15 protein-coding genes, 1 tRNA gene and 1 pseudogene are annotated in these 23,666 nt (G+C 48.5%); 9 read left to right on the forward strand and 8 right to left on the reverse strand.

Translation table 11 applies throughout. The features are described from left to right. The first annotated feature begins 1 nt into the window (after position 1). The 7 genes from N909_RS0100745 to N909_RS24255 all read left to right on the forward strand — a co-directional run bounded on the left by N909_RS0100745 (position 2) and on the right by N909_RS24255 (position 7,309). Entirely contained in the window at positions 2-865 is an 864-nt protein-coding gene (locus N909_RS0100745; protein ID WP_029909915.1) for a DMT family transporter, read from the forward strand. 16 nt (positions 866-881) lie between these two features. Continuing rightward, entirely contained in the window at positions 882-1,454 is a 573-nt protein-coding gene (locus N909_RS0100750; protein WP_029909918.1) for a class I SAM-dependent methyltransferase, read from the forward strand. Continuing rightward, complete coding sequence (locus N909_RS0100755; protein WP_029909921.1) at positions 1,451-2,812, forward strand: anthranilate synthase component I family protein; 1,362 nt, start codon at positions 1,451-1,453, stop codon at positions 2,810-2,812. The genes N909_RS0100750 and N909_RS0100755 overlap by 4 nt, the downstream gene beginning before the upstream one ends. Positions 2,813-2,815: 3 nt before the next feature. Further along, a complete protein-coding gene (locus N909_RS0100760) occupies positions 2,816-3,646 on the forward strand; it encodes an aminotransferase class IV (protein WP_029909924.1) in 831 nt (276 codons plus the stop codon). Between the two features lie 36 nt (positions 3,647-3,682). Further along, positions 3,683-3,767 (forward strand) — tRNA-Leu (locus N909_RS0100765). Between the two features lie 165 nt (positions 3,768-3,932). Next, the gene (locus N909_RS0100770; RefSeq protein ID WP_029909926.1) at positions 3,933-6,107 is read left to right on the forward strand and encodes a HEAT repeat domain-containing protein; all 2,175 of its coding nucleotides are present in this window, start codon (positions 3,933-3,935) and stop codon (positions 6,105-6,107) included. Then, positions 6,104-7,309: an HD-GYP domain-containing protein gene (locus tag N909_RS24255; protein WP_029909928.1), complete on the forward strand. Its 1,206-nt coding sequence runs from the start codon at positions 6,104-6,106 to the stop codon at positions 7,307-7,309. The genes N909_RS0100770 and N909_RS24255 overlap by 4 nt, the downstream gene beginning before the upstream one ends. A 991-nt stretch (positions 7,310-8,300) precedes the next feature. Here N909_RS24255 and N909_RS0100780 read toward each other — a convergent pair. The 4 genes from N909_RS0100780 to N909_RS25500 all read right to left on the reverse strand — a co-directional run bounded on the left by N909_RS0100780 (position 8,301) and on the right by N909_RS25500 (position 16,100). Beyond that, positions 8,301-10,226, reverse strand: coding sequence for a CE1 family esterase (locus N909_RS0100780; RefSeq protein WP_211253896.1), 1,926 nt, complete (start codon positions 10,224-10,226; stop codon positions 8,301-8,303). A 66-nt stretch (positions 10,227-10,292) separates the two neighbouring features. Then, a complete protein-coding gene (locus tag N909_RS0100785) occupies positions 10,293-12,095 on the reverse strand; it encodes a CE1 family esterase (protein WP_029909931.1) in 1,803 nt (600 codons plus the stop codon). 139 nt (positions 12,096-12,234) lie between these two features. Continuing rightward, a complete protein-coding gene (locus N909_RS0100790) occupies positions 12,235-14,580 on the reverse strand; it encodes an MBL fold metallo-hydrolase (RefSeq protein ID WP_029909933.1) in 2,346 nt (781 codons plus the stop codon). Positions 14,581-14,981: 401 nt separating this feature from the next. Beyond that, on the reverse strand, positions 14,982-16,100 hold the full coding sequence (locus tag N909_RS25500) for a helix-turn-helix transcriptional regulator (RefSeq protein ID WP_155005833.1): 1,119 nt from the start codon (positions 16,098-16,100) through the stop codon (positions 14,982-14,984). A gap of 338 nt (positions 16,101-16,438) precedes the next feature. On the opposite strand from N909_RS25500, the gene N909_RS0100800 reads away from it, so the two are divergent. After that, positions 16,439-18,418: a sigma-54-dependent Fis family transcriptional regulator gene (locus tag N909_RS0100800; RefSeq protein ID WP_029909938.1), complete on the forward strand. Its 1,980-nt coding sequence runs from the start codon at positions 16,439-16,441 to the stop codon at positions 18,416-18,418. A 446-nt stretch (positions 18,419-18,864) separates the two neighbouring features. Here N909_RS0100800 and N909_RS0100810 read toward each other — a convergent pair whose 3' ends face one another. From N909_RS0100810 to N909_RS26115, 3 genes and pseudogenes are all read right to left on the reverse strand, one after another. Beyond that, positions 18,865-19,707 (reverse strand): class I SAM-dependent methyltransferase, encoded by an 843-nt coding sequence (locus N909_RS0100810; protein WP_051689416.1) that lies wholly within the window; start codon positions 19,705-19,707, stop codon positions 18,865-18,867. A 102-nt stretch (positions 19,708-19,809) separates the two neighbouring features. Next, positions 19,810-20,508, reverse strand: a complete 699-nt coding sequence (locus tag N909_RS0100815) for an SDR family NAD(P)-dependent oxidoreductase (RefSeq protein WP_029909947.1) — start codon at positions 20,506-20,508, stop codon at positions 19,810-19,812. Positions 20,509-20,594: 86 nt separating this feature from the next. Further along, positions 20,595-20,717: pseudogene (locus tag N909_RS26115) on the reverse strand (IS200/IS605 family transposase); the annotation flags it as partial. Positions 20,718-20,937: 220 nt separating this feature from the next. Here N909_RS26115 and N909_RS0100825 point away from each other — a divergent pair. Beyond that, complete coding sequence (locus N909_RS0100825) at positions 20,938-21,156, forward strand: hypothetical protein (RefSeq protein WP_029909953.1); 219 nt, start codon at positions 20,938-20,940, stop codon at positions 21,154-21,156. A 107-nt stretch (positions 21,157-21,263) separates the two neighbouring features. Here N909_RS0100825 and ovoA read toward each other — a convergent pair whose 3' ends face one another. Then, positions 21,264-23,372 (reverse strand): 5-histidylcysteine sulfoxide synthase, encoded by a 2,109-nt coding sequence (ovoA, locus tag N909_RS0100830; RefSeq protein ID WP_029909955.1) that lies wholly within the window; start codon positions 23,370-23,372, stop codon positions 21,264-21,266. Between the last annotated feature and the right edge of the window lie 294 nt (positions 23,373-23,666).

Here is a 23,666-nt window from a genome sequence, read left to right on the forward strand (position 1 = left end):
CATGGCCGCCTGGTATCTCAACAGCCTTGTCGCGCTGCTCCTGCTCGGGACGCAGCGCTTTTTATACAAGGTTGCCGCAGAACGCGGGGCCGGTTCGTCCCTGACCACGGCGGTGTTCATGGCTACGGTCGCGCTGTTAAGCGGCATCGCCTATCTCGGCAGCGGCGAGCCCAGTACCGGCAGTCTGACCGTGCTGCTGCTGTTGGCCCTGCTTAACAGCAGCTCCTTTGCCTGCGCCACCATCGCCCAGATTGAAGCGCTCAAGCGTCTGCCAGCTGGAATCGCCTATCCCCTCACCCGCTTGAGCCTGGTGCTGGTGATTCTTTTTTCTTTGATCTATTTTCATGAAACCCTGCAGCCATGGCAGTGGCTGGGTGTCGCTCTAGGGCTGGGCGTGGTTGCCTTGCTCGGCGGCGAGGTCAAACGGGACAGGACCTTGAGCCACCGGTCCGGCAGCGGGCTCTGGTTTATTCTGGCCGCAGTTTTTTGCGGGGCGATCTCTTCGGTCTCCTGCAAACTGGCCGCAATGCACGCCGATACCGCCGGGTTCATGACCCTGACCTACAGCATGGGGACCGTTTTTTCCGTGCTAATCAATCGGCACTGGAAAACGACCGCGCCCGGTGGCCGCCGCAAGGAAGCGCTGATCATCGGCCTGGTCATGGGAGTGCTCAATTTCTTCGGCTTCTACGCCCTGCTCAAGGCCATGGCGACCGGACCCCTGTCGGCCATTGTCCTGTTAACCGGAATGCATTTTGTCATCGCCATTATCCTTTCGGTGTTGATTTACCGTGAACGCCTTACTCCGCGGCGCGCGGCAGCTGTGCTGTTGACCCTGCTGGCGGTGTTCTTGATGAAACAATGACCACGGACTATTGATCATGAGCAACGAACGTCAATCCTGGAATGAACGCTGGAGCGACAAAGACTTCAGCGACGGTTGGCAAGCCGACTCCTGGCTGCTCCAGCATCACCGCCTGCTCAGTGGAAGCAGCGCCCTTGATGTGGCCTGCGGCCGCGGTCGCAACGCCCTGTTCCTGGCCGAACAGGGCTTCAATGTCACCGCTCTCGATTATTCCAGCGTGGCCCTCCGGCAACTGGCCGACAAGGCCGCTGAGCGCGGCGTCGCCATGACCACCCTGGAAACCGATCTGGAAAACAGCCCGCAGCTGCCGCAGCAGCAGTTTGACCTGGTGATCAACTTCTTTTATCTGTATCGGCCGCTGCTGCTCGACCTCAGGGAGCGGGTCAAGCCCGGTGGACTGATCATGATCCGCACCTTTACCAGCGCCGGAGATGGCGAACCCTGCCGACTGGAACCGAAAATGGTCCTGGAACCGGGAGAATTGTTACAGATCTTTGCCGATTGGGAGATTCTGGTTCACGAAGAAGGTTTGGAACCCTCCAAGAAAGGCGGCACCCTGGTCGGCCTGCTTGCCCGGAAGCCGGTATGATCAGAAGCTGCTCTTTCAACCTGCCCGCGTTCGACCCGCTGGAACTATACCTGCACCACTGCCCGGACGGGCCCGGTTTTCTGGAAACCCTCAATCCCCGACCCAAGACCGGGCGTTACTCGATTGTGCCGCTAAGCTGGCAGGAACGCTACCAGCTCCGAGACGGCCAGCTGCTGCGCAGCCAGGGCGGCCGATGCGATAGGCTGCCCGGCGATCCCTTTGCGAGCCTGGCCGCCATCCTTGCCGAGCGCAGTCTGCCGATCAAGTGCGAATCCCCCTTTCCGGGCGGTTTTTTCGGCTATTTCAGTTACGACCTCGCCGCCTCGATCGAGGACCTTCCGCGCCAGGCAATCCGCGATCTGCCCACCCCTGACCTCGACCTCTACTGGGTCGACGCCACTGCGGTCTACGATCATCGCTCCGCCAGGCTGATCCTTGCCGCTTTGCCCGGCGGTCCGGAATTGCCGGAGCTGAAAGAGCAGATTCAAAACTTTTCCGGCAGCCCTCCGGTCGGCTCTTTTTCGGTCATCCAACAGCCTCAGCCGATATTGTCCCAGGAACAATTCATGGCCATGGTAGAGCGGGGCAAGGAGTACATCCTCAGCGGCGACATATATCAGGTCAATCTGTCGTGCCGGTTTGACGGAACCATCAAGGGCGATTCAACCGAGCTGTACCGCCAGCTGCGCGAATTGAATCCCTCCCCCTTTGCCTGTTACCTGAATTTCCCCGACCTGGAGATCATCTCAAGCTCACCGGAACGGCTGGTCTCCCTCAGCAACGGTTTGGCCGAAGCACGCCCCATCGCCGGAACCCGCCCGCGTGGCTTCACCCTGCCGGAGGATGACCAACTCCGCCAGGAACTCCTTGGCCACCCCAAGGAACGGGCCGAGCACATGATGCTCATCGATCTGGCGCGCAATGACCTGGGCAAGGTCTGCCGATTCGGTAGCGTCGAGGTCGACGAGCTCATGGTCCTGGAACCTTATTCCCATGTCACCCATATCGTCTCCAATGTCAGCGGCCGGCTCACCCCGGAGAGCGGCCCCTTCGACCTGCTCAAGGCAGCCTTCCCCGGCGGCACCATCACCGGGGTCCCCAAAAAACGCTGCATGGAGATCATCGACGAACTGGAACCCGTCGGCCGCGGCAGTTACACCGGCAGCGCCGGTTTTATCAGCGTCACCGGGGACATGGACCTCAATATTCTGATCCGCAGTTTTCAACGCTTCGGCAACCTGCTCAACTACCAGACCGGGGCCGGGATCGTCGCCGATTCCGTCCCGGTCAGGGAATGGCACGAATGTCTGGCCAAAGGCGAAGCACTGCGGACCGTTCTCCAGCCAAGGAAGGACTGAACCATGCTGATCTGTTTCAATGGTGAATTCATCGCCCCGGAACAAGCCAGAGTCGCGATGCAGGACGGCAGTGTCCTGTTCGGTGACAGCCTGTTCGAAACCATGAAGGCCAACCAGCAGACCGTGGCGTTTGCCAAAGAACATCTCGACCGCCTGGAGCAGGCCGCCACGCTGACCGGCTTTCCCTGCGACCGCCCCCAGCTGGAAGCAGCCCTGGAGCAGGTCGCCAAACGGCTGCAGGCCCCCTGCTCACGCCTGCGCCTGACCCTTGGCCGCGGGGAGTTTACCGGGCTCGATTTCCCGGCGCAACAAGGCTGGTTCTGCCTGACCGCCAGCGACTACCCCAGCCTGCCGGAAGGAGCATGGCCGGCCGGTCTTAACGCTGTCATCGCCCCGAACCGCCGGGTCAACCCGCTAAGCCACCTGCCCCAGCTGAAACACGGTAATTATGCCGATTGTCTCTACGCCAGAAATTACGCGCTCAGCCAACAGGCCGACGAGGCGATCTTTGTCGATGAAAACGGCCTGGTTCTGGAAGGAGCAACCAGCAATATCTTCATCCGCAAGGAGCGCACCCTGACCACCCCGCCCTGCGGGCAATTGGTGCTTGGTGGCATCATCCGCCAGCAGCTGCTCACACTCGGGACCATGCTCGATCTGGATGTGATAGAGCGCGATCTGACTCTGACCGAGCTGCACAACGCCGATGAAACCTTCATCACCAACTCGCTCATCGACATCCGCCCGCTGCTCAGTCTTGACGGCCAGGCCCTCTCCCAGGGGGACAGCTGGAAAATGTTATTTATTTTGCTCCGACAGACAATACAGGGTTGACAAACCGCGCTGCAGAACTATAATCGTCCTTCTCGTGCCGAAGTGGTGGAATTGGTAGACACGACGGTCTCAAACACCGTTGCCTCACGGCGTGCCGGTTCGACTCCGGCCTTCGGTACCACTTGACAAGCAAAGGCTTAGCCCATCCGGCTAGGCCTTTTGTTTTTCGGGCCCTTCTCAAACCCTCCCAGCCCCCATATAGATATCCCTTAATGATGTGTGATATTTTGAACCTCAATATCTGGTTGATTCATCTCTTCTCGGGTCACCGACAAAACAGGGGCAAATGAAAAACAATCACTCATCCCGTGCGCGAGTCGCCGATGTTCTGCACAATCTCTTCATATTGAGCAAACACCTGAGCCTCCACGACGAGAAGAATGCCATTGTCCGGGATGCGACAGACAAGCTGGTGAGACAACTGACGGAATGCTTCCACCAGGAAATCATCATTCAGGTCAGCGTGGCAAAGTACAGTTTCCTGTTCAACGGGGAACCGTTGAGCCCGCAGAACAAGCTCTTTACCAACTTTGCTTTTTGCATGTTTCAGCACGGCATCGCCACCTTCAGCCTGACTCCGGACCTGACGGTCAACGAACTCTACGCGTTCCTGCGCCTGCTCATGGGAAAACCCTCCGAAACCTGGGATCAAGGCGGTATTCGCGCCTGCTTGGAGCAGCTCGAAATCACCGGGGTGCAGGTCACGGAAATGTCCCGCGAGGATTTCAATCTTCTGGAAGGGCATAAAGACAGCCGGTTGTTTGAACATATCCAATCAGCAAACGAATTCTGGCAGCAATTTGCCCGGGCACTGTTGGCCGTGTTTGCAGAGGACATTGAGGAAGAGATTGACAGCGACACGATCTCTCCAGCCGAGTTGGCGGAAAAAATATCCGCCCTGCTCAAGCTGGGCGAGGAGGACCATCGCAATGCTGGACGAGAAGGCCTGTCGCAGCTTGTGAATCAATCGGTCAGCGCCGCCCAGTCGCAAAAGGTTCAGAGCGAAAAAGCCGCGACCTACCTGAAACTGGCCAGCTTTATCAATGCCCTTGATCAAGAGACCAGGAAGAGCATCCTAGCCGGGGTCTGCAATCTGCAGCTGCTGAAAAACAATGCCGAATTGTTCTTCAACGGCTGCTCAGATGATGCGATTCTGGACGCCTTCCAGCAGGTTTCCCGGCATAGCGGCCATGTCTCACCGATCGTCATGTCGCTTATTTCAAAACTCGCCGGTTCCAGGAATCTGGCATCAGCAGAGGAACTAGCCGTTGTCCAGGCAACCCGTGAAGAACGGATCAAACAGACCAAAGAACTCCTTCTTACCGACCAGTTCGATAAATACGTCCCTGAACGCTACCAGAAGACGCTCCGGCAGATCCTTTCCAGGCAACAGATTCCGCAGGCGCTGAATGCGCATCTGCAAAAGCTGAAAACAGATCTGGAAGACGTCCGGATTGAGCAACAGATTGCAAATATAGCATTATACATTCTCGAGCACAGCGCGGATCAGACGCACCTGACCGTGCTGCACAAACAGCTGGCAGAAGCCATCGGTTTTTTCCTTGCCTCAGCCGATTATCGCAGTCTGGTTGATCTGTGCCGGCGTTTTTTGGAAGGCAAAAGCGCAGACGAAATCGCCACGCTGGCCCACCTGCTTCCGGACACTTTCTACTCTCAGGCCCTTAAAGACGCAGCACGGTTAGGAAAAAATTGCCACCCGCTGCTCAATGAACTGATCGGCCTGTTCGGACCGGCATTCGTCCCTCATCTGCTGGAAGAAGTGAACATTGAGGCAGACCGGGCCGCGCGTTTGCTGTTCCTGAACAACCTGCGCAAGATCGGGACATCCGTTGACAACATCTCGGCATTGATCAGCCCTCACCTTGCTGACCGGCGCTGGTATGTCGTTCGCAACATGCTGTTTCTGCTGGGAAGCCTGGGCAACAAGGACGACCTGCCGCAAATCAGGCCCTTTCGTGAGCACAAGCATCAACGGGTGCGCCAGGAGGCGCTAAAAACCTGTCTGTTACTCAAAGATGTGTCTTCCCTGAAACAGCTTGAAAAAAACCTGTCTTCTGCAAATCACGAGGACGTCCTGTACGCCATTTCTCTGCTTGGACTGGTTCATATACCGGAACTGATTAACAAATTGCTGACATTACTCAAGGAGGAAAAACTCTTTAAATTTGATTTTGAAATCAAAAAGGCCGTGGTTCACAGTCTCGGCAAACACCGGGAAAAGCGCGCCCTGGCAATTTTTGCCAAACTCCTTAAAAATAAAAAACTTTTGCATGCCCGGACCAACAATCAACTGAAACTGGAAATCGTCAAAGCCCTGCAAAATTATCCCGCCGAGCAGGCCATGCCATTATTGAAGCAACAGCTAGAGGAAGGAACTGGAGACGCAAAATTGCAGGCGAAACAGGTCATGCAAAAGCTGTCGGGACGGAGTGAAGCATGAGTCAACCACTGGATCGCTATTCCATCGAAAATGCACTGCAACAGATGTCGTCCATCCTGGCGACCGCGTCCCTTTATTCCATCGAACATAATCGGGTCGGACTGCTGCTGCCACGATTTCAGGACACCCTGTATTCACTCTTGCACAGCCAGCAGGAACTGACCTTTTTCAGCATCAAAAAAGACCTGCTTTACGACGGCAAGCCGTTGCCAGGGACCCCGCACACCCAACGCATTGCCAGCAGACTGCAGTCCCGGAACATAGAATTCATCAGTTTCCGCCAAGGGATTAACCATGATGAAATCATCTTGTTTTTCCAGGTGGCTCTCGGCGTTGCAGCGGTAGAGGATCTGGACCAGCAGGCACCGCATATTCGCTATGGACTCATCGATATCCAGGACAATAACGATGCGCCACGACCGATCGCGCGGTTCGAAGACCTGACTCCGGAAGAGCTGCAGAGCCTGGAGGAATTTTATGCCAGTCTCAGCAACAAGGATGAGTGCGACATCAAGGAAACCGCACAGATCGTCGCCGGTTTCGTCGCCGCGTTTCAGCAGCAGGCCAATCCTCTGCTGGCCCTGGTGCCCTTGCGCATGGAAGACGAATATTCCTTTACCCATTCCCTGAACGTCGCCATTCTCAACATCGCCCAGGGCATGTCCCTCGGCCTGGACGAAGACCTGCTTCGCGATGTCGGCGTTGCCGGGATGCTGCACGATGCCGGAAAAATTTTCATTGATAAGGAAATCATTCGCAAACCCGGTCAGCTCACCGAAGAAGAATGGAACCGGATGAGACAACACCCGTCCCGTGGCGCACAATACCTGATGAGCCAGGATGGAATCCCCAAACTGGCCATTCTGACCGCTTTTGAACATCACATGCGCTATGACCAGACCGGCTATCCCAAAATGCCTAAATCCTGGAAGACCAATGTCTGCAGTCAAATGACCATGATCTCAGACACCTTTGACGCCCTACGGACCAAGCGATCCTACAAAGAACCCTGGGACCTGCCAAAAATCTGCGGCCTGCTGCTGGATATCGCCGGCACCCAGCTCAACCCTTACCTGGTCATGAATTTCCTGAAGCTGCTGGAAAAAATGGGAGAGGATGTCCTTCTCAGCGGTATCTCCTTAAGTGAAGGAGCACCGGAACTGCCGGAAGAGGAATTGGCGAACCGACAGGTTTGTGAATGAGGTTATTGATTGGTGAGTTGAAGGGCTTTTTGATTGTAAAATCAACCAGGACGGGGGCCAAATTACCTATAAATTTTACGATGATTCCTTGAACTACACGAAACCAAAAGGCTTAGAAAACTGGGCCATGTCCCGGGTTTTCTGATATCAACACATTTCTTGATGTTGCTGGTGGAACAAGTATTTTGTCAACAAATCAAATAAGTCTTCAATTTCACAATAGATTATATTTTACCAGGTTCTTCATTCAAAATTAAAAAACCGATACTCGTCTTCATAACGGAAAGAAATAATACCCGAACCTACCTCAGAATACATATAGCTTAAAAAAAGAGCCGATATCGAGGGGAGGCCATCTCGATAATCGACTCACAAAAAATGGAGGCAGTTTTTTCACATCCACAATTCGGCTGCCACCCCGACCTGCGGATATTCATAAACATTGAATGAAGAGTCCTGTTTATTTCATACCGTCAATAATGGTCTTAATCCGTTGCATCTTTGCTTCATAATAGGGTCCAGATTCGGTTGAAGGCATAAAGTCTGGTATGAAGAACGATTTTTTTTCTGAACTTTCTAAATTTTATCTTCGGCATAAATCTCGGTTAGAGTCTTGTCAAGGTATACGACAACTTCAGGTTTAATGTCTTTGCTGTATGGAATGATGGATTCCTTGTCGAAAACAAAGTTGGAGTCTTTGTCATAGGGGACCCATCTTCAGGATTAGCCTGCTGCGAATATCAAAACGAGTAAGCTTGTAAAAAATTTTCTCATGTATTTACCCCTTTACGAAACAGTTCGTTCTTAAGCAGTTTTAAAAAATCTGAAACTTTGACGAATTAATACGCCGCCCCAGAATTAATACGCAACTTATCATTGATCGTTTTTGTTTTTATTCTTGACAAGGTGGCCAGACAATCATGCCACCTTGTCAAGATTCTTAAAAATCAAGGCCTACGTAATTAACCTTATTCTATTGAATGCCTTAAAATCACTGAGCCGTACTGACGGCATTTCCTTGATAATAAAGCTCATGAGTAACCGGGTCTTTCGTATAGTTAACAAACCATTTCGACCAGACGTCAAAACATTCAGAAGGCCAGATGGCATGGGTCTTGGTAGCAACTTCCACGAAACGCAGCATAGGCACACGGGAAGCGGTATTGAAGAGATAGTTAGTGAAGTAGTTATTGCCTTCACCGTAATATTCTTCACCGGTCTGGGAGGTATAATCGGTTCCTGCGCGTTCTTCACCTTTGACCTTGAAGGTATAGTCTTCGTACTTCTCTACCGTATTGTAGAGACTGACGAAGTTATCAATGCTGGTGACAGCGCGGTCAGTTGTGAAGTCGGAATCCAACTCGCCCATGTAACAATCGATAGGAACCAGAGAGGTACCAACAGGGTTATTTTCTACGAATATGGTCCCAGCCATGGAAATCGGAGCTGCTGCAGTAAACAGATCAGGTAACTGCCCGGCACAAGCCCAGGTCATAGCACCGCCTGAGGATTGACCACTGGCATAAACCCGTGTGGTATCGATACTGTAATTTGTAAGCATCCAATCATAGAGATATTCAACAAATTTCAGATCACTCGGACGTGTTTCGGTTGCGCTGCCTTCGTTCCATATAGCGCGGAAATATTCATTGGTCGTGATGTTGCTGACTTCACGAATGCTTACTTCATGTGAAGCCGTTGGGCAGATAATAATGAAACCTTTCTCTTTAGCGACGGTTGCCCAGCCAGAGCGATCACCAATTTCATTACCGCTACCACCGGCACCGTGAAACACGAAAACCAACGGAACCTTCTCACCGTTATTTATCTTTGCCTGGGCACTTTCAGGCACATAGACATACCACTCACGATTATAAACATCTCTGCCATCCTGGTAATAACCACCGGCAACCTGGGCTTCAAAATATTCAAACCCGCGGGCAAAAATTTCACCGGGACGACGCAGGGCACCATTGGCATTTCCTGGGTAACGATATGTTCCTTCGAAAAGCTCAGTGTAGATGCTTTCTGCATAAGTTTTATTAACGCAATCGGTCCAGTCAGCAGAGGTGTAGACCACATTGGCGCACCACTCATCATCTATGGACCCGCCTTCCATCGGCAGATAAACTTCATCGGCGTAGTCGGCGGCGGCTTGAGCGTCCTGGCTGTGGTTGGCACTTTTATAAAAATCGATCAGTGAGGAGACGCCAGGGTTTTTCTCATCCGCAACAATCCAGACCGGAGTCTGAGCTTCGGCCAGAGAAACACCGGTTACTTTTGAAGGGGTTTCTTGCAAGGAAATAACTTCAGACGCGGTCATACCGGTCGCACCCATCAGCGCGATTGCTGCCCAGCTTTTGGGATTGTTAACACTTTGCTTCTGAAGCAAATCGGCTGCTTCCCCGTAGCCGATACCGTAGAAGCTGGCGGAAAAGGCACAGAAGAAAGGTCGATAGGAAACATCCTGGTTAAGAGCACTGATATAGGCAATTTCCTCCTCATCAGTTCCCCAGACACCGTCTTTGGGCTCCATCAATACGATATGCAACCCTTTTTCATCAGCCAGAGCTTTCCAGCCGCTCTTAACCAAGAATTTCCAGGTGTTTTCATTATCAGGCACACCAACGAAAACCGTTGGTTGATTAAATACCGTATTTTCCGGAATGTAGAACTTCGCAGTCCGGGTAACGGTGTCAGAAACCACACAATCGAAGTTGTAATAGCCCTGAATTTTCTGACCATAGTAATCGTCGTAATCGATAGTTATATCCGCTGCCTCAAGCAGCGTTTGTGCCTCGACAACAGGGATATCAGAATCTGAAGACTTATCACTGTCACTACATCCGGAAAGCATGAATATCGCTCCCACCATAAATATTAATGAAACAGCTAAAGATAAACGTCTCTTCCGCATGTTTTCAAAACCTCCAATAAGTGAAATGGTGCGAAAAATGTTAAATAATCATAATTATGTTGCAACTTACTGAACTTTAATAATTTGAGTTCCTACACGTTGATATTTTGAAAACATTTCCGTCCACATTTTCTCTGCCTGATCTTTTGGGGGCCAAAAGTGTGGTACATAGTCCGTGACTTGCCAGCGATACTCTGCCAATCCACTACCATCGTTAAAGATTTTTGTCGTTTTGCGCCCATCAATCTGCGTTTCAGTAGGAGTTGCATTATCCTCTACTCCATCTGGAGCTTCAGGATATCCGTTAATAACAACACGCCAAAACTTACGGGCTGCTTCCTGGCTATCGATACCAAATGGGTAAGCGTTGTCTGGCTCATCGCCTCCTCTACATTGCCAGACAGGAATGGGAACATCAGTCCGAATAGTAGGGTAATTGGTATAATTTTCGTACATATCGGGAAGTAAGTGGCCAGAATAGCAAGGCGCAATCCCTGCAAATAATTCCGGATATTCGACTGCAATCCGATTGGTGAAGTAAGCCCCCATGGACGTTCCATTTAGGATGACCCGAGAGGTGTCTATGGCATATTTGCTTTCAAGCTCTTGTAAAAGTTCAAGAATATATTCAACATCAGGATTGGGACCAACCAGCTCAGTAGCAAAATCGAATTGCCATGTTGCATTTGTACCTTGGGGATAAACAGCTATAAACCCATGCTTTTCTGCAGTAACGTGCCATTGAGTCAACATGCCCTGCCAGCGAGCAGACCCTTTACGACCGTGGAGCGAAAGGACCAGGGGCAACTTACCCCCATTAGCTGTCAGCGCCCCATAATTCGAAGGAAGGTAAGTCAACCAACGGTGAGTACCGCCAGCAGCCTCCGAAAACTTTTTAGACTCTTCAATGAGTCCCATTTCAGCAATTGATTCCCAAGGATGAAGGCTACCATTAACTCGGGTATCATCGAGAAAACGTAGAACTTTCGAAAACATATCGTTCCAAATTGTGCGGCTTAATTCTTTTCCGGTAAGCTCAGGGGATTTAAAGGTTGAAATTCTCACTTCACTTAATGAATTGTCGACATTTTGGTAAGAAGTAGTGGTGAAATTCTCATCGCTAATATCTGTGCCGGTTGCAGTGGCCGCAATATTGTTCAGATTTTCACCTTTCCAATATTGAGCTTGTTTGGTTTCTGCTGTACTCAGCGAGTCATTATCTGTCATCATCCACACTGCCATGGATGTATAGGGAAGCGAAGCTCCAGCCGGTTCTGAGCCTGTCGGCAGATTAAAGACGGCATCGTCAGCTGTCCCCCGAATTGAGGCCACTGCTGAAATGACTTGAATGGTGCTTAAATTGGAACCAATCATTGCAACTTGTTGAGCAACACTGCCTCCAGTCCCGATTCCGGTGAGATAGACCGGATTTCCACTCGATAAAGTGTATTCTGAACGAATGTATTCCCAAATGGCCAAAGTGAAAGCCACTTCATCTGCGCCGTCTGCAGACCGACTGGTATTCCAGCTTCCATCAATCGCATTAGGAAAAACGACAACAAAGCCATTTTCCTCAGCAATTTCCTGCCAGCGGGTGTTATCGGCGCTAATTTGTCCGGTCTCTCCGTCATCATGAAACGAAAAAACTAAAGGTATCTGTCTGGCATCGCTTTCATAGAGATCATCGTAATTTGAAGGCAGATACAAAGAGAATGTCCTCTGTTCATCACCAACAGTAACGGAAGCTTCCACTAATGAAAGGCTTTCAGATTTATCATGATTGCTATCGCTGTCGCAGGCATTCAGTACAAACAGCATCGCCAAAAAGGGAAAAAAACAGATGATCCTTGAAATATACTTATTCAACATAACTGTCCTTCTCTTGCGAGAGATTGCATCACTGCAAACGTTCAGAGTAACACTTGGGTCTCTGAAATGTTCTCTAAAACCCTAAGGTGTGCCTGGTTTCAGGCACACCTTAGATACACATTTTCTGCTGAAAGCGGATTTAGTGTTTCTTTGCCGCCGTAAAGGTATTTGCGACAGCATCCTGAACAATAATTGCACTGGCCTTGGTCAGGTCGACATAATAGGTGCCACCGTTCTGTACGCTATTCAGAATGGCCTGAGCATCAGCCAGTGAACTCAGGCGTTGGGTTCTCAGTACTTCTGGAGTCCCTTCTGCCGCATGCAGAGATTCGATTGGCCCACCGACATAATCGATAGCAGTCAGAGTTTTATCACCATTGATAGTTGCATAGGTCAGCTCATCTTGATGGTAGCCATCCGGCAGGTAACCCTCGTAGTCATCAACAACATCAATATAGAATTGAACGTAGTAACCGTCTTCGTCTGCTACATAATTATCCTTGGCAATGACGATACCGTCTTTAAGCAGAGGAATAAGTGGATTGACATTCTGGGCACCGTGGAAGCCACGAACGATTTTGCCACCATCTTTCAGAATAACCTGCGCATCAAGAACCCCATTTTCTCGACCAGGTTTAAATGGACCGGTGTTTTCGATACTGCTGTAGCTAGCGTTGTTTAGCTCACTGATACCGTTGGTTGCTACCTGATAACGTTTTTCACAAAAGTTCATAAATTCAGTAGCGATACCATCCTTGTCGTTTGCCATGGTCGAGGTCAAAGCATCGAGCATAGTCAGTTGCTTGCCGGCATTAGCCGGATTGTTGTTGTAGGCTTTCAGCGCCTGATAAACCTCAACAATGGGATATTGGTTGGTGTGCTGAGGAGAAACATAATCGACTTGAATATTCTGTGCCAGCCAGGCCAGGCCCAATTGGAAATTCAGGCGTTTCCAACCGTTGCTTGCGGTCGGGGTGTAAAGGCCGTTGAAACCGTAACCGCCCATGTAGCCAAAGGAAACATATTCTCCCGTGTCCGGGTTTTTAACTTTAAAGACAAATGATGCCGTTCCCGTGGTATGTCCGGGGGTCGGGGTGGCCATGATCTGGATGTTGCCATAGTCCATCCAGGTGTCGTAAGTGTAATATTGAAATTTTTCCCGAAGAAATGTTTGTGACGCAGGCAATGCCCCAGCAAGATCCCAAGTATTGCCTTGAGCATCCTCAGTGATCCCGTCGATATCTTCCTTTGGACCCCAGACATTAACTGATCCACCAGCATTCTCAATCATGGTAATCAACTCGACTGCCGTACCATAATGGTCACCATGACCATGGCTGAGCATCCAGTCGGTAACATTACGCGGGTCGTACCCCATAGCCTCAATATTCTTCCAGTATTGATAACCACTTGATGGCCAACCAGCATCAAACACAAACAGTCTATCGTCTGAAGTATCGTTCGGGGTTCCCATGTCAGCAACCATAAGGTAGATGGCTACCTCATTATCACCGATATAATAGAAACCTTTGACAATTTCAAAAGGTTCAGTACTGTCAGCATAAGGGGTTGAGGAAGGTTTACCTGAGACGATGTCGACGTAAGCTTTCCCAGAAACGGGATCGGTTCCTTTGTCGGCCAGCAATTGGCTACCGGTCGGAACATCCCAGGCAGGTTTGCCGTCCGATTCGTTTTGTGGCAGGAAATAATAAATGGCGACGACTTTTGCAGCATCTGCTTTGGTGAAGTTTTTATCAAAAACCAGGTAGGCTTCCTGCCGGTTGATTGTTGCGTAGTCATAATCTTTAGTTACAGGAATTGACGCAAAATCTGATACACTCGACAAACTGTAATCATCAGTATTGATATTATAGATGAGGGCGCTATTGGAAACAGTATAGGTTTCTTCATATCGCTTCATCGGTTCCGGCAACGCGCGCCCACTGATATCTTCGGTGAGCACGCGACCATCACCAACCGTGATCGTTTTGGTGCTGGAAGCGTCTTTTGCATAAACCCAGCCAGCAGCAACCATCCGACCTGCTTCGTTATTGACTGGCGATAATTCCGGACCATACTTCATTGAGTCAAACACCGGTGTACCGGTTGAAACGCCCAGAACCTTGTTAAAGGTCTTTGATGGATCTTCTGGAACTGAGGCAATGTAACTTTCGGCGGACGATGTCGCGACATAATCAACCAGATAGCCCTGAACAAGATTTTCCGTAACGCTGTCAATGTTATCTGAAGCGGTCAGGTCGGATTGAACCGTGATGTTCCCTCCCTGGGTCATCATATCAACGATGACATACGACTGGCCATTGCCATTATCAATGATTTCCGGATCAGAAACTATCAGACCATATTGCTGTGTTGTTGCTGTGGCACTGCTTTTAGTGTTGGTGTTATTGTCATCGCCACACGACCAAAGCAATAGACACAAAGGAACAATTAATAGAGAAAACCACAGTCTGATTTTTTTCATATTTCCTCCCTAAATTTAAATAGTTGCCATAAGGCAAGTTAAGTTCAGTAACCAACGGAAACTGAACGTAGAAGACCAAATAAAAAAGAAAAATATTTCGCTTACTTATTTCAATTTTAAGATATCTCTATCAAGCTTTACTTAAACGTACAGACATGAGTCGCTAGGCTCGGATATAAATTATTATTTTAATTATCTTTCAAACCTTTATATAATTTTCCAACTTCATTCAATAATCAGAATATCAACATAACAATTTAAACAAATTCCGCATTATGATAGCGCTATCATTTATATGGATATTAATTTTTATTCCGGACCTTGTCTTCCAAATCCATCCTTTTTTTTATAGATACTTCTGATAAATTTGATTTACTGCAAAAAGAAGTTAACGCTCGGGATTAGTAAGCTCTGTAGCGTGCCGGGGTTTGCTTCATGTAGCGTTTAAAGACACCCGTTAAGTGCGACTGACTGGAAAAACCTGTTGAGGTAGCAATTTCTGCCAGGCTTTTCTGGGGTTCGGAACGCAATAGATAAGCTGCACGGTCAATACGTTTCTGAGTAACATATTTGTGAGGTGGGGCTCCAAAGGTTGCACTGAACAGTGCACAGAAATAACTCGGACTCAAGTCCAATGCTTCGGCCATGTTTTCGATTGTCAGATTTGAGCCGAGAGAGGCGTCGATAAGTTCAGTAATTTTTGCCTTATGCTTAAATGACATCTTCTGTGGGGCATCCAGTGTCAAACTCTTGATACCATAATGCTGATCCAGCAGCCCCAAAATGGTAAGCGACAGTCCTTCTGCAAACATTGGCCCATTCCGTAAGCCCATTTCCAGTTCTTGCGCCAACAAAATAACCAACCTTCTGAACTTGTTATCGACGCAGCCAAACTTTGTTTGCAGATCAAAAGTATGGGACCGTTCAGGTAAATAACGTTGGATAAAGCTTTTGGGCAGGCTCAGGCGCAACCCCATCCCCGCCTCACCGTCTCCGTGCCCACTATCCAATTCATAGCTGGCACCATGAACATGAAACATGGGCGGCATACTGACCACTTCAGTGCGTTTAAGTCCCTGCCGGATCCAGCGAGTTCTTTTCCCTGTCACCCTGAGCAAAATCATGGGGATTCCAGTAAATTGCGGTCCAAACTCTGTAGCAGTTGCAACAACAGATTTAACAATCTGCGGGCCATGCCAATCAGGCGGAGTAAACAATAGCGGCTGGCCGTTTTTTTTCAGAACCTCTGAGCAATGGCTTACCAGCAAGGATTTATCTTCAATCACCTTGAGTGCCTTCACTGTCGTTTCGACTAAAAGCCATCCATGAGTGATAGGGGCACCTCCAGACAGAAGATTTCTATTGGATTCCAAAGCCCCAACTAAGTTTTTTTTCAGACAGTTGCCATCCGGAAAATCAAAATCGCAACTAGCCCTTTTCTGATTTGGAAACGAGCAATTTTCCGTAATGGCAATAAAATCAAGGACTTGTACTGAGACGTAGTACTTTACGTCCCACAAGCAAGTCCGCAGATTGACGCCGCCACAGCGGAAAAGAGCCGTTTCCGGACAAAACTAGATAACTCTTGAGGATTAAGCAGCAAGATGAACTTTGAACCATGGTAATTTCATAACTGGGCGTTTCTTAGAATGAGCAAAACACATACCAAATATTGTTCTATCCGAAATTGTGCAAGCTCATAAGCGGGAATATTTAAAAAAACAACTGTTTAGCCGAAAAACCAATGGCACAAACCAGAAAATTGATGTAACAGAGAAGATCAACAACAACACTTTGTTGCAAACTGCAACAATCATGGCATATTGTCAAATATTTGTTGCAGAAGAAAGGCATCCGAATGGCGAAAATCCTCTATATTGTTCCTAATGAACAAGGAAAAATAAGAATAAATGCCCTACTTGAAGAGCATCGGAAGGATTATATAAAGTCTTACCCCGCAAGGAGCTATGTTGACGTTGAGGTCGTCGTCGGAATCGACGCCGTCCCTCTTGTCCCAAGAGGACTGAATGCCGATGCCATCGTTGCGCGCGGCATATTGGCAACCAATCTCATTAAGGCGATCCCTTCAGTCCCGGTTATCCGGGTACCAGTTACGACTGCCGACATAACCCTCGCGGTGCAAGCCCTGGAAAAAAATGGTCAGCTCCAGCATAAAATTGCCGTCATCGGACTGGGCCTTGTTCCTTATCAAATTCAAAGAGCCGAAGAGATCTGCGGCAAGGAGTTGATATTAATAGAACCTCACCACCATGCCGCCGGTACAGGCGCCATATCCGACCTTTTCAGATATGCCTTAGAAAATGGCTGTCGTCATTTCATAGGAGGAGCAACGGTCGTCAAGCTTGCACAGTCCGCCGGGTTCCAGGCAAGGCTATTACATTCAAGTTCAGAATCAATTTGGGCAGCTCTTACACAAGTTCAGCAAATTTCTGAAATTAAGCGTCAATCGCGTGAGCATACCGTACGTTTTGAAACAATTTTCAACCATTCTGGTGAAGGTATCATAGCGATAGATCATGAAAAGAAAATCGTGCAGATCAACCCTACTGCGGCCCAAATTCTCCAGGTCGATGAAATAAACTCGTTGGGTTCCAGCATTGAAGACATTATTCCTGATAGCACTTTCAAATCCCTGTTAGCAAAAAACAGGAATTATTCAAACGTCCTCCTGAAATCAAAAAGTAACCAAATCATATTAAACAAAGATGTCACATCACTTGGAAATGAAGAGATCGGAAGTATTTTAACGTTCCAGGAGATCTCCAGAGTTCAGCTGAGAGAAACCAAGATCCGTAAAAGATTACACCATAGGGATCACCATGCAAAACACACCTTTGAACACATTCTTGGCAAGAGCAAAATCATGTGCGACACCATTGGAAAAGCAAAATCATTTGCTGGCGTCTCCTCAAGCGTACTGATAGTCGGCGAAACAGGTACAGGAAAAGAGCTTTTCGCTCAGAGTATGCATAATGCCAGCATCAGAAAAGATGCATCTTTCGTTGCCGTAAACTGCGCAGCCATACCTGACAATCTGCTGGAAAGCGAATTTTTCGGTTATATTGGCGGTGCGTTCACGGGAGCAGCAAAAGAAGGAAAAATGGGTCTGTTTGAAATTGCTCACAATGGAACTATTTTCCTCGATGAAATTGCGGAAATACCATTAAGCTTACAAAGTAAATTACTGCGGGTCATTCAGGAAGGCGAAGTCATGCGTTTGGGACATGACAAGATCATTCCCGTCGATGTAAGAATATTTTGCGCCACCAATCAAAACCTTTGGCAACTGGTGGAAGATGGCAAGTTCAGGGCGGATCTGTATTTCCGCCTGTCCGTATTGCACCTGAATATTCCATCGCTAAAAGAACGACAAGAAGATATCGAAATTCTCGCAGATCACTTTATCAATCAATTTTCGTCCAGCCATGCCCTGCAAAAAGCACACTTAACCGTTGCGGCAAAAAAAACACTTCGCACTTACCCCTGGGTTGGAAATATCAGAGAATTAAGTAATGTCTGCGAACAACTCATAGTTCTGAATCAGACCGGATCAATTGATAAAGAGGAAATACAAGCAGTCTTGAAATCCAGATATCAGAACCACAGAAATACACAAATTTCTCCACAACCACATAAGGCTGAAATATTTCCCCCAGTGTCATTTTCTCTCCATAACCAGCAAAGAAACCTTATTATTGAGGCCCTTCGTGAAAATAATTTTAATCGCAGCAAAACGGCGCAGAGCCTGGGTATCGACCGATCCACCTTATGGAGAAAGATGAAAGAATATAATATTACTCCTTTCTCCCTTGGCTGATATTGGATTGTCTCAAATCTTGAAGAGCTTTAAAAGCAGGCCTGGGCGCAGAAAACGCATGGAAAAACAAAGTGGAGAAATGCGATTTTTTTGTACTGGTCTCCAAAAAGCATGAGGAAAAATGGGTTTTCAACAAGAAACAGATCTATGAAATCATTTTGTACAACAAGCAAGTCTACGGAAACCGAACAGACAACAAAGAAGGCAAGCAGGTCGAAATGGATCTTGATATCGAGGTAAACGGCCGTCCGTTAACGTCTTTATTTGAAAAAAATTGCAATAATTTCGATCCTATCATTGAGGCGCTACGGGTCCAAAGATCCAACTGAGAGGCACAGAGCCCCTTCGCCTCTGATTTTTAAGTAAACATAACAAGTCTAAGCAAGAGAGTTGCCCTTTTACGCCTTAATTCCTTTTATGAATTAGACACATAGCCAGCAAGACAATTATTTTCTTCCAGCGATAATCAGGTGGTGATTTATGAAACTTGAGCCTGGAAGATGGAATGATGCGACATCAGGAAGTGGGGCCAGCCAATCTATCATTTCAACTGGAGCCTTTTTTACCATCTGAATCAAATTCTGTACAACTGCGTCAGAATCTACCACCCTCCTTGCCCATTTATCGAATTCGTGCCGCTTGGTTAAGCATTCAGTATGTTCAATTATAAATCCTGCCGATCTGAACATTTCACACCATTCATCCTCTGAGTACGCCCTGTTGTGCGCTGGATCCCGAAGTTGTTCAAAGTCATCTATAAGTCGTCCTGCAGCTCTATTTTTCGGTAATACCTGATCCTGCATGACAAAAAGGCCACTCGGTCTGAGCACCCGATAGGCTTCATTCACAAATTTTTGGCATTCGGGAAAATGATGAGGAGCTATCCGGCAGGTGACAAGGTCAAAAGTCTTATCTTCAAAAGGAAGATCTTCGGCATCCGCATGTTTAAATTCAATGTTAGTCACATTTTTTTGATTGCGTACAAATTGTTCTGCGGATGCAAGCATATTTGGAGTGATATCCGTAGCGACAACCTTCTTTACATATGCAGAGAGAGCCAAAGCAGTATGTCCCCCTCCTGTTGCAACATCAAGGGCCTCCCAGGATTTTTGAGGATTTGCTATGGCGATTAAGCGAGCAAGATCATCCCCTTTGGCATGGGTTTCACTTTTTACATAAGCATCGCCAACTTTGCTGAACGATTCAATAGAGCGTTGTTTAGAGTCGTTTTTTGTCATCAGAAGTGCCCTTTCTGCAGCGGGGTGCCCAAAGTTCTGTGCCAGGTTCATAAACTGAGGTGTTTCTCCAGCCGCCCGGGGAAACGGATCGCCAACTTGATCCGATTATGTTTCGCTCAACTTCAAACAGTTAACATTATAGAGAGCACGATTTTACCACCTCACAGGCTTACCAAAACGATCCAGGTATTGAAGGCCCGTTTTCCCTTCTTGAGAAACAATAGTATCAACAATATCGCCAATCACTTCTTCAACGGTAAATTTAGCTTCTTTGCCGCCCATGTCTGTTTTAATCCAGCCAGGGGCTAACAGTAGAAGTGCGTGATTTTTTCCCTTTCGCACAGCAAAACTTCTCATAATCATGTTCAGTGCTGCTTTACTTGCTCGATAAACGTCGTTACCACCATTTTCGTTGTCGGCAATGCTCCCTTGTCCCGATGACATAACACCAACAACGCCACCCTGCCGAACATTCTCGGTGAGTTGTTCAAGCACCCGCATTGGGGAAAGCGTATTCGTCACCATGACGCGAACAAACTCTTCCGTTGAAATCTCACCGATGGTTTCTTGCATGCCCTTTTCGTTGGCGACACCCGCACTCACAAAAAGGAGGTCCAATGATTCTCCAATTAAATTGGATTTAAGGCGTTCAATTTGAGATGGGATTGTCATATCGAGATATTTGACCTGAAGTTTACCATCCCACTTTTCAGCCAGACTATGGAGCTCAGTTCTGTTGCCCTCTCGGACAGTTCCAATGACGTTCCAATTTCGATTTAATAGTTCTTCTGCAATAGCGAATCCAAGGCCTCTTGAAGCCCCGACAATGAGAGCCGTCTTGATTTTCGACATATTTCCTCCACCAGATTCAACGCATTGGTGCGTAGCGTCTCAGCTGTAAAGCGATTAGGGGGCCGCCTGAAGGCTGCTAGTTGAGCATGACCTTCCAGAACCAAGTTTTCTCGCTGCCAAGCCAGGTCCCGAATGACTTCTCCAAGATGCTGCCGGATTGGACCATAAAGTATTTTCCGGCGGCACTTCGGTATCCAAAAATGTAGCATGGTCCTTGCTTTACTATACCGGATGACTTAAAGCTTTGTATGTTGTTCAACAGAAGCCTCCTTTTCTGTAAACGTTGAGAGGTTCAAAGAGGGGAAGCTTTCAATGACTTCAGGAACTGTCAAACTTTTCGGGTCCCCCGGCAACGCCAGGAGGATTCCATTCGTACTCAATTTGTATAACTACGGCAACCTACTGCATGCACTCAGGAGGAATCAACTCATGTCCACACGAAAATCTCCTAAAGACCTCGAACTCAAACCAGAAGATCTAGGGGGCTTTGATATAAAGGATTTAAAATGTCACGCTTGCAGCGGCTACGGTAGTTGTGGTTATCGGATGTATCGATTGCTGGATGGAAAACCCGTGCTTATATGTCAATTACGCAAACAGCAACTTATTGAAGAACGCGACCAACAGAGTGCTGAAGCATCAGAGTGACTCGTCCCCTGATGCTCCAAAGCCTGTTTCGCTCTTCCAACAAAAACTCTTATTCCAACGGCCAATCGGCAACACTGTGTGAGCACGCAAAACATCAGATATCAGCATCAGGGAAGTTTCTCCCAGATAGTCACCTGTGAGATCGTATGTTGAAACTTGCGTGCTGTTTCACGGATTACAAATTCTATATCACGTGGTTCTTTGACCAAACGGAAATGGCTGCCGAGCTTCTCCTTGAGGCCATCCAAGGTACTGAATGGTTCACCAGCAATACGGATTCCGCCAATCCAGTTTTCCTTTTTGGTAAACTCTTCCAGCCAGGTGTAAGGCGAAGCGATAACCAGCAGTCCCCCAGGACGCATCCGTTCATGAATGCCCAACAAAAACTGCGCCGGATCATAGAGACGATCAAGCAGGTTTGCTGCCAGGACCAGATCATAGTCGGTAAACTGCGGCTTCAGGTTGTGCGCATCCCCTTGCGAAAACTCAATTTTGCCGGCAAGTCCGGCGAGACCCAAATCACTCAGTCGTACTTCATGGAAGGAGACGATTTCTCCCTCTTCCGGCAGTTGGTAATGGGTGACGCCCTTTTCTTGCAGCTGATGGGCAATCCGGATAAAACGTGCTGAAAAGTCGATACCTGTAACAAAATCAAAATGTTTGGCCAATTCGAAACTGGCCCGACCGACCGCGCAGCCAAGATCAAGGGCACGTTGTTTGGGCCGGTCTGCCATGGCTTGAAGACTGATTTTCACCAACTGCGCAGGAAAATTCGGCACAGAGAATTTATCCGGTCCAAAATGAGCATCACAATACTGGGCCACGGAATCGTCAGTTTCGTACATCGCTTCTATGGTTTCCAGCTCCTGTTCTGCGGCAACATAGCGGAAACCGGCATGCTGAAAGAAGTGCCTGCGAAATGCGTAACGTGAATCCCGGGTAGCCTCGTTGCCGGTGGAAATCCACGAGCCACCCTTGATGAGATTGTGCTGAGTGTCAAAGGTAGGCGTGGAGAAATCGTCGTACCAGGGGTGCACTTCGAACCCGGTGAAACCGCTGATCGGTGTTTCGGTCCACTGCCAGACATTACCGATCAGATCAAAAAAATCACCAAAAGGAAAACGGTTCACCGGACAGGAAGAGGCCCAGAATTCGAGGTTAATATTCCCTGGCGCGTGTTCCCAGTAAGGCTGATCAGGGATTTCATGCAGGTCGTGCAATCGGTACCATTCGTCCTCGGTGGGCAAACGGATCGGTAGACCAGATTCACTGGCTTTCCAGTTGCAGAAAGCCTTGGCTTCGAGATAGTTCACTTCAACCGGCCAATCCCAGGGCATGGGGATTTCCCGGGCCATGGTCCGCAAGCGATAACCGGGGCCATCCTTGACCCAGAAAAGTGGTTGTTCCGCCTTGCTGAACTCAAGCCAACGCTGACCCTCAGCAGTCCACCAGCCCTCATTTTGGTAACCGCCCGCCTCAACAAACTGCATAAATTCCTGATTGGAAACCAGGTATTTTCCGGCCTGAAAATCATCCACATGAAACTGGTGACGACCATACTCATTATCCCAACCGTAAAGTGCATGGTCTTTCTTTTTACCAAGAATGACGTTGCCACCAGCAACCGGCAGAAGTTCATTATCTGGAGCCGGTCCTGTTTCTTCGCAAATCTCCCAGAGAGGCAACGGACGCACTTGGTCGAGCGGTAAACGACGAATAATCACGGAAGACGTTTCCAGGTGAATACGCGAATGCTCAATCCCCATCATGATTGCCCAAAAGGGGTTGTCCCAAGCGATAGGCAGTGAAAGCGGAAGAGTCTCGATCACCTGATCAACGCGGGCGCGCACCTGGTCGCGGTAGGCCTTGACTTCGGCAACACTTGGCCAATCATAATTCTCATCATTCAAGTCGTCCCACGACATCTCGTCAACACCGATGGCAAACATCGCCTCGTAATGAGGATTGATGCGTTCATCAATGATTTTGGCGACAACCAGCTTGTTGATGTAAAAAACAGCCGTATGCCCCAAATAGAATATCAGCGGGTGGCGCAACTGTTCTGCGCGCAGATAGAAGGCATTATCATGAGCCAGAGTGTCGTAGAGCTGTTCATCGATAGAGAAGGATTTATGAAAATAATCACGGATTTGTTCACGTTTATCTTCCGCTGATCCTTCATTGAGGACAATGGTACGAGTTTTACGCAGGTCCATGGTATTTCCTTTGTCTGCTCATGTCAGAGTAATTTCGTCATTATAACAAAATCAGCAACGATTATTGATGATCCGAAATAGGTACGCAGACTGAAAGTTTTAAAGTGGAAAGCTAAACGAAGGTCAAACGTTTCACACCGCTCCAAAATAGATTGACAAGAGTTTCAAAGCTCGGCAGACTGACGCGCATGATTCGACGTCAACGCTACAATTCGCTGAAAATTTTTGCCTTGCAAGGTGCGATAGAGTAGCGTGCGTTAGTATCGACACACATATAAAGCCCCCAAAACCCGC

It is taken from the genome of Pelobacter seleniigenes DSM 18267, from assembly GCF_000711225.1.
GTDB lineage: Bacteria > Desulfobacterota > Desulfuromonadia > Desulfuromonadales > Geopsychrobacteraceae > Seleniibacterium > Seleniibacterium seleniigenes.

Excerpts from the sequence above, each read along its gene's own strand:
- N909_RS0100815 (WP_029909947.1), bottom strand. The coding sequence starts at position 20,508 with ATGTCGAAAATCAAGACGGCTCTCATTGTCGGGGCTTCAAGAGGCCTT.
- N909_RS0100825 (WP_029909953.1), top strand. The coding sequence starts at position 20,938 with ATGTCCACACGAAAATCTCCTAAAGACCTCGAACTCAAACCAGAAGAT.
- N909_RS0100755 (WP_029909921.1), top strand. The coding sequence starts at position 1,451 with ATGATCAGAAGCTGCTCTTTCAACCTGCCCGCGTTCGACCCGCTGGAA.
- N909_RS24255 (WP_029909928.1), top strand. The coding sequence starts at position 6,104 with ATGAGTCAACCACTGGATCGCTATTCCATCGAAAATGCACTGCAACAG.
- N909_RS0100750 (WP_029909918.1), top strand. The coding sequence starts at position 882 with ATGAGCAACGAACGTCAATCCTGGAATGAACGCTGGAGCGACAAAGAC.
- N909_RS0100785 (WP_029909931.1), bottom strand. The coding sequence starts at position 12,095 with ATGTTGAATAAGTATATTTCAAGGATCATCTGTTTTTTTCCCTTTTTG.
- N909_RS0100745 (WP_029909915.1), top strand. The coding sequence starts at position 2 with ATGGCCGCCTGGTATCTCAACAGCCTTGTCGCGCTGCTCCTGCTCGGG.
- N909_RS0100810 (WP_051689416.1), bottom strand. The coding sequence starts at position 19,707 with ATGAACCTGGCACAGAACTTTGGGCACCCCGCTGCAGAAAGGGCACTT.
- N909_RS0100770 (WP_029909926.1), top strand. The coding sequence starts at position 3,933 with ATGAAAAACAATCACTCATCCCGTGCGCGAGTCGCCGATGTTCTGCAC.
- N909_RS0100800 (WP_029909938.1), top strand. The coding sequence starts at position 16,439 with ATGGCGAAAATCCTCTATATTGTTCCTAATGAACAAGGAAAAATAAGA.
- N909_RS0100790 (WP_029909933.1), bottom strand. The coding sequence starts at position 14,580 with ATGAAAAAAATCAGACTGTGGTTTTCTCTATTAATTGTTCCTTTGTGT.
- N909_RS0100780 (WP_211253896.1), bottom strand. The coding sequence starts at position 10,226 with ATGCGGAAGAGACGTTTATCTTTAGCTGTTTCATTAATATTTATGGTG.
- ovoA (WP_029909955.1), bottom strand. The coding sequence starts at position 23,372 with ATGGACCTGCGTAAAACTCGTACCATTGTCCTCAATGAAGGATCAGCG.
- N909_RS0100760 (WP_029909924.1), top strand. The coding sequence starts at position 2,816 with ATGCTGATCTGTTTCAATGGTGAATTCATCGCCCCGGAACAAGCCAGA.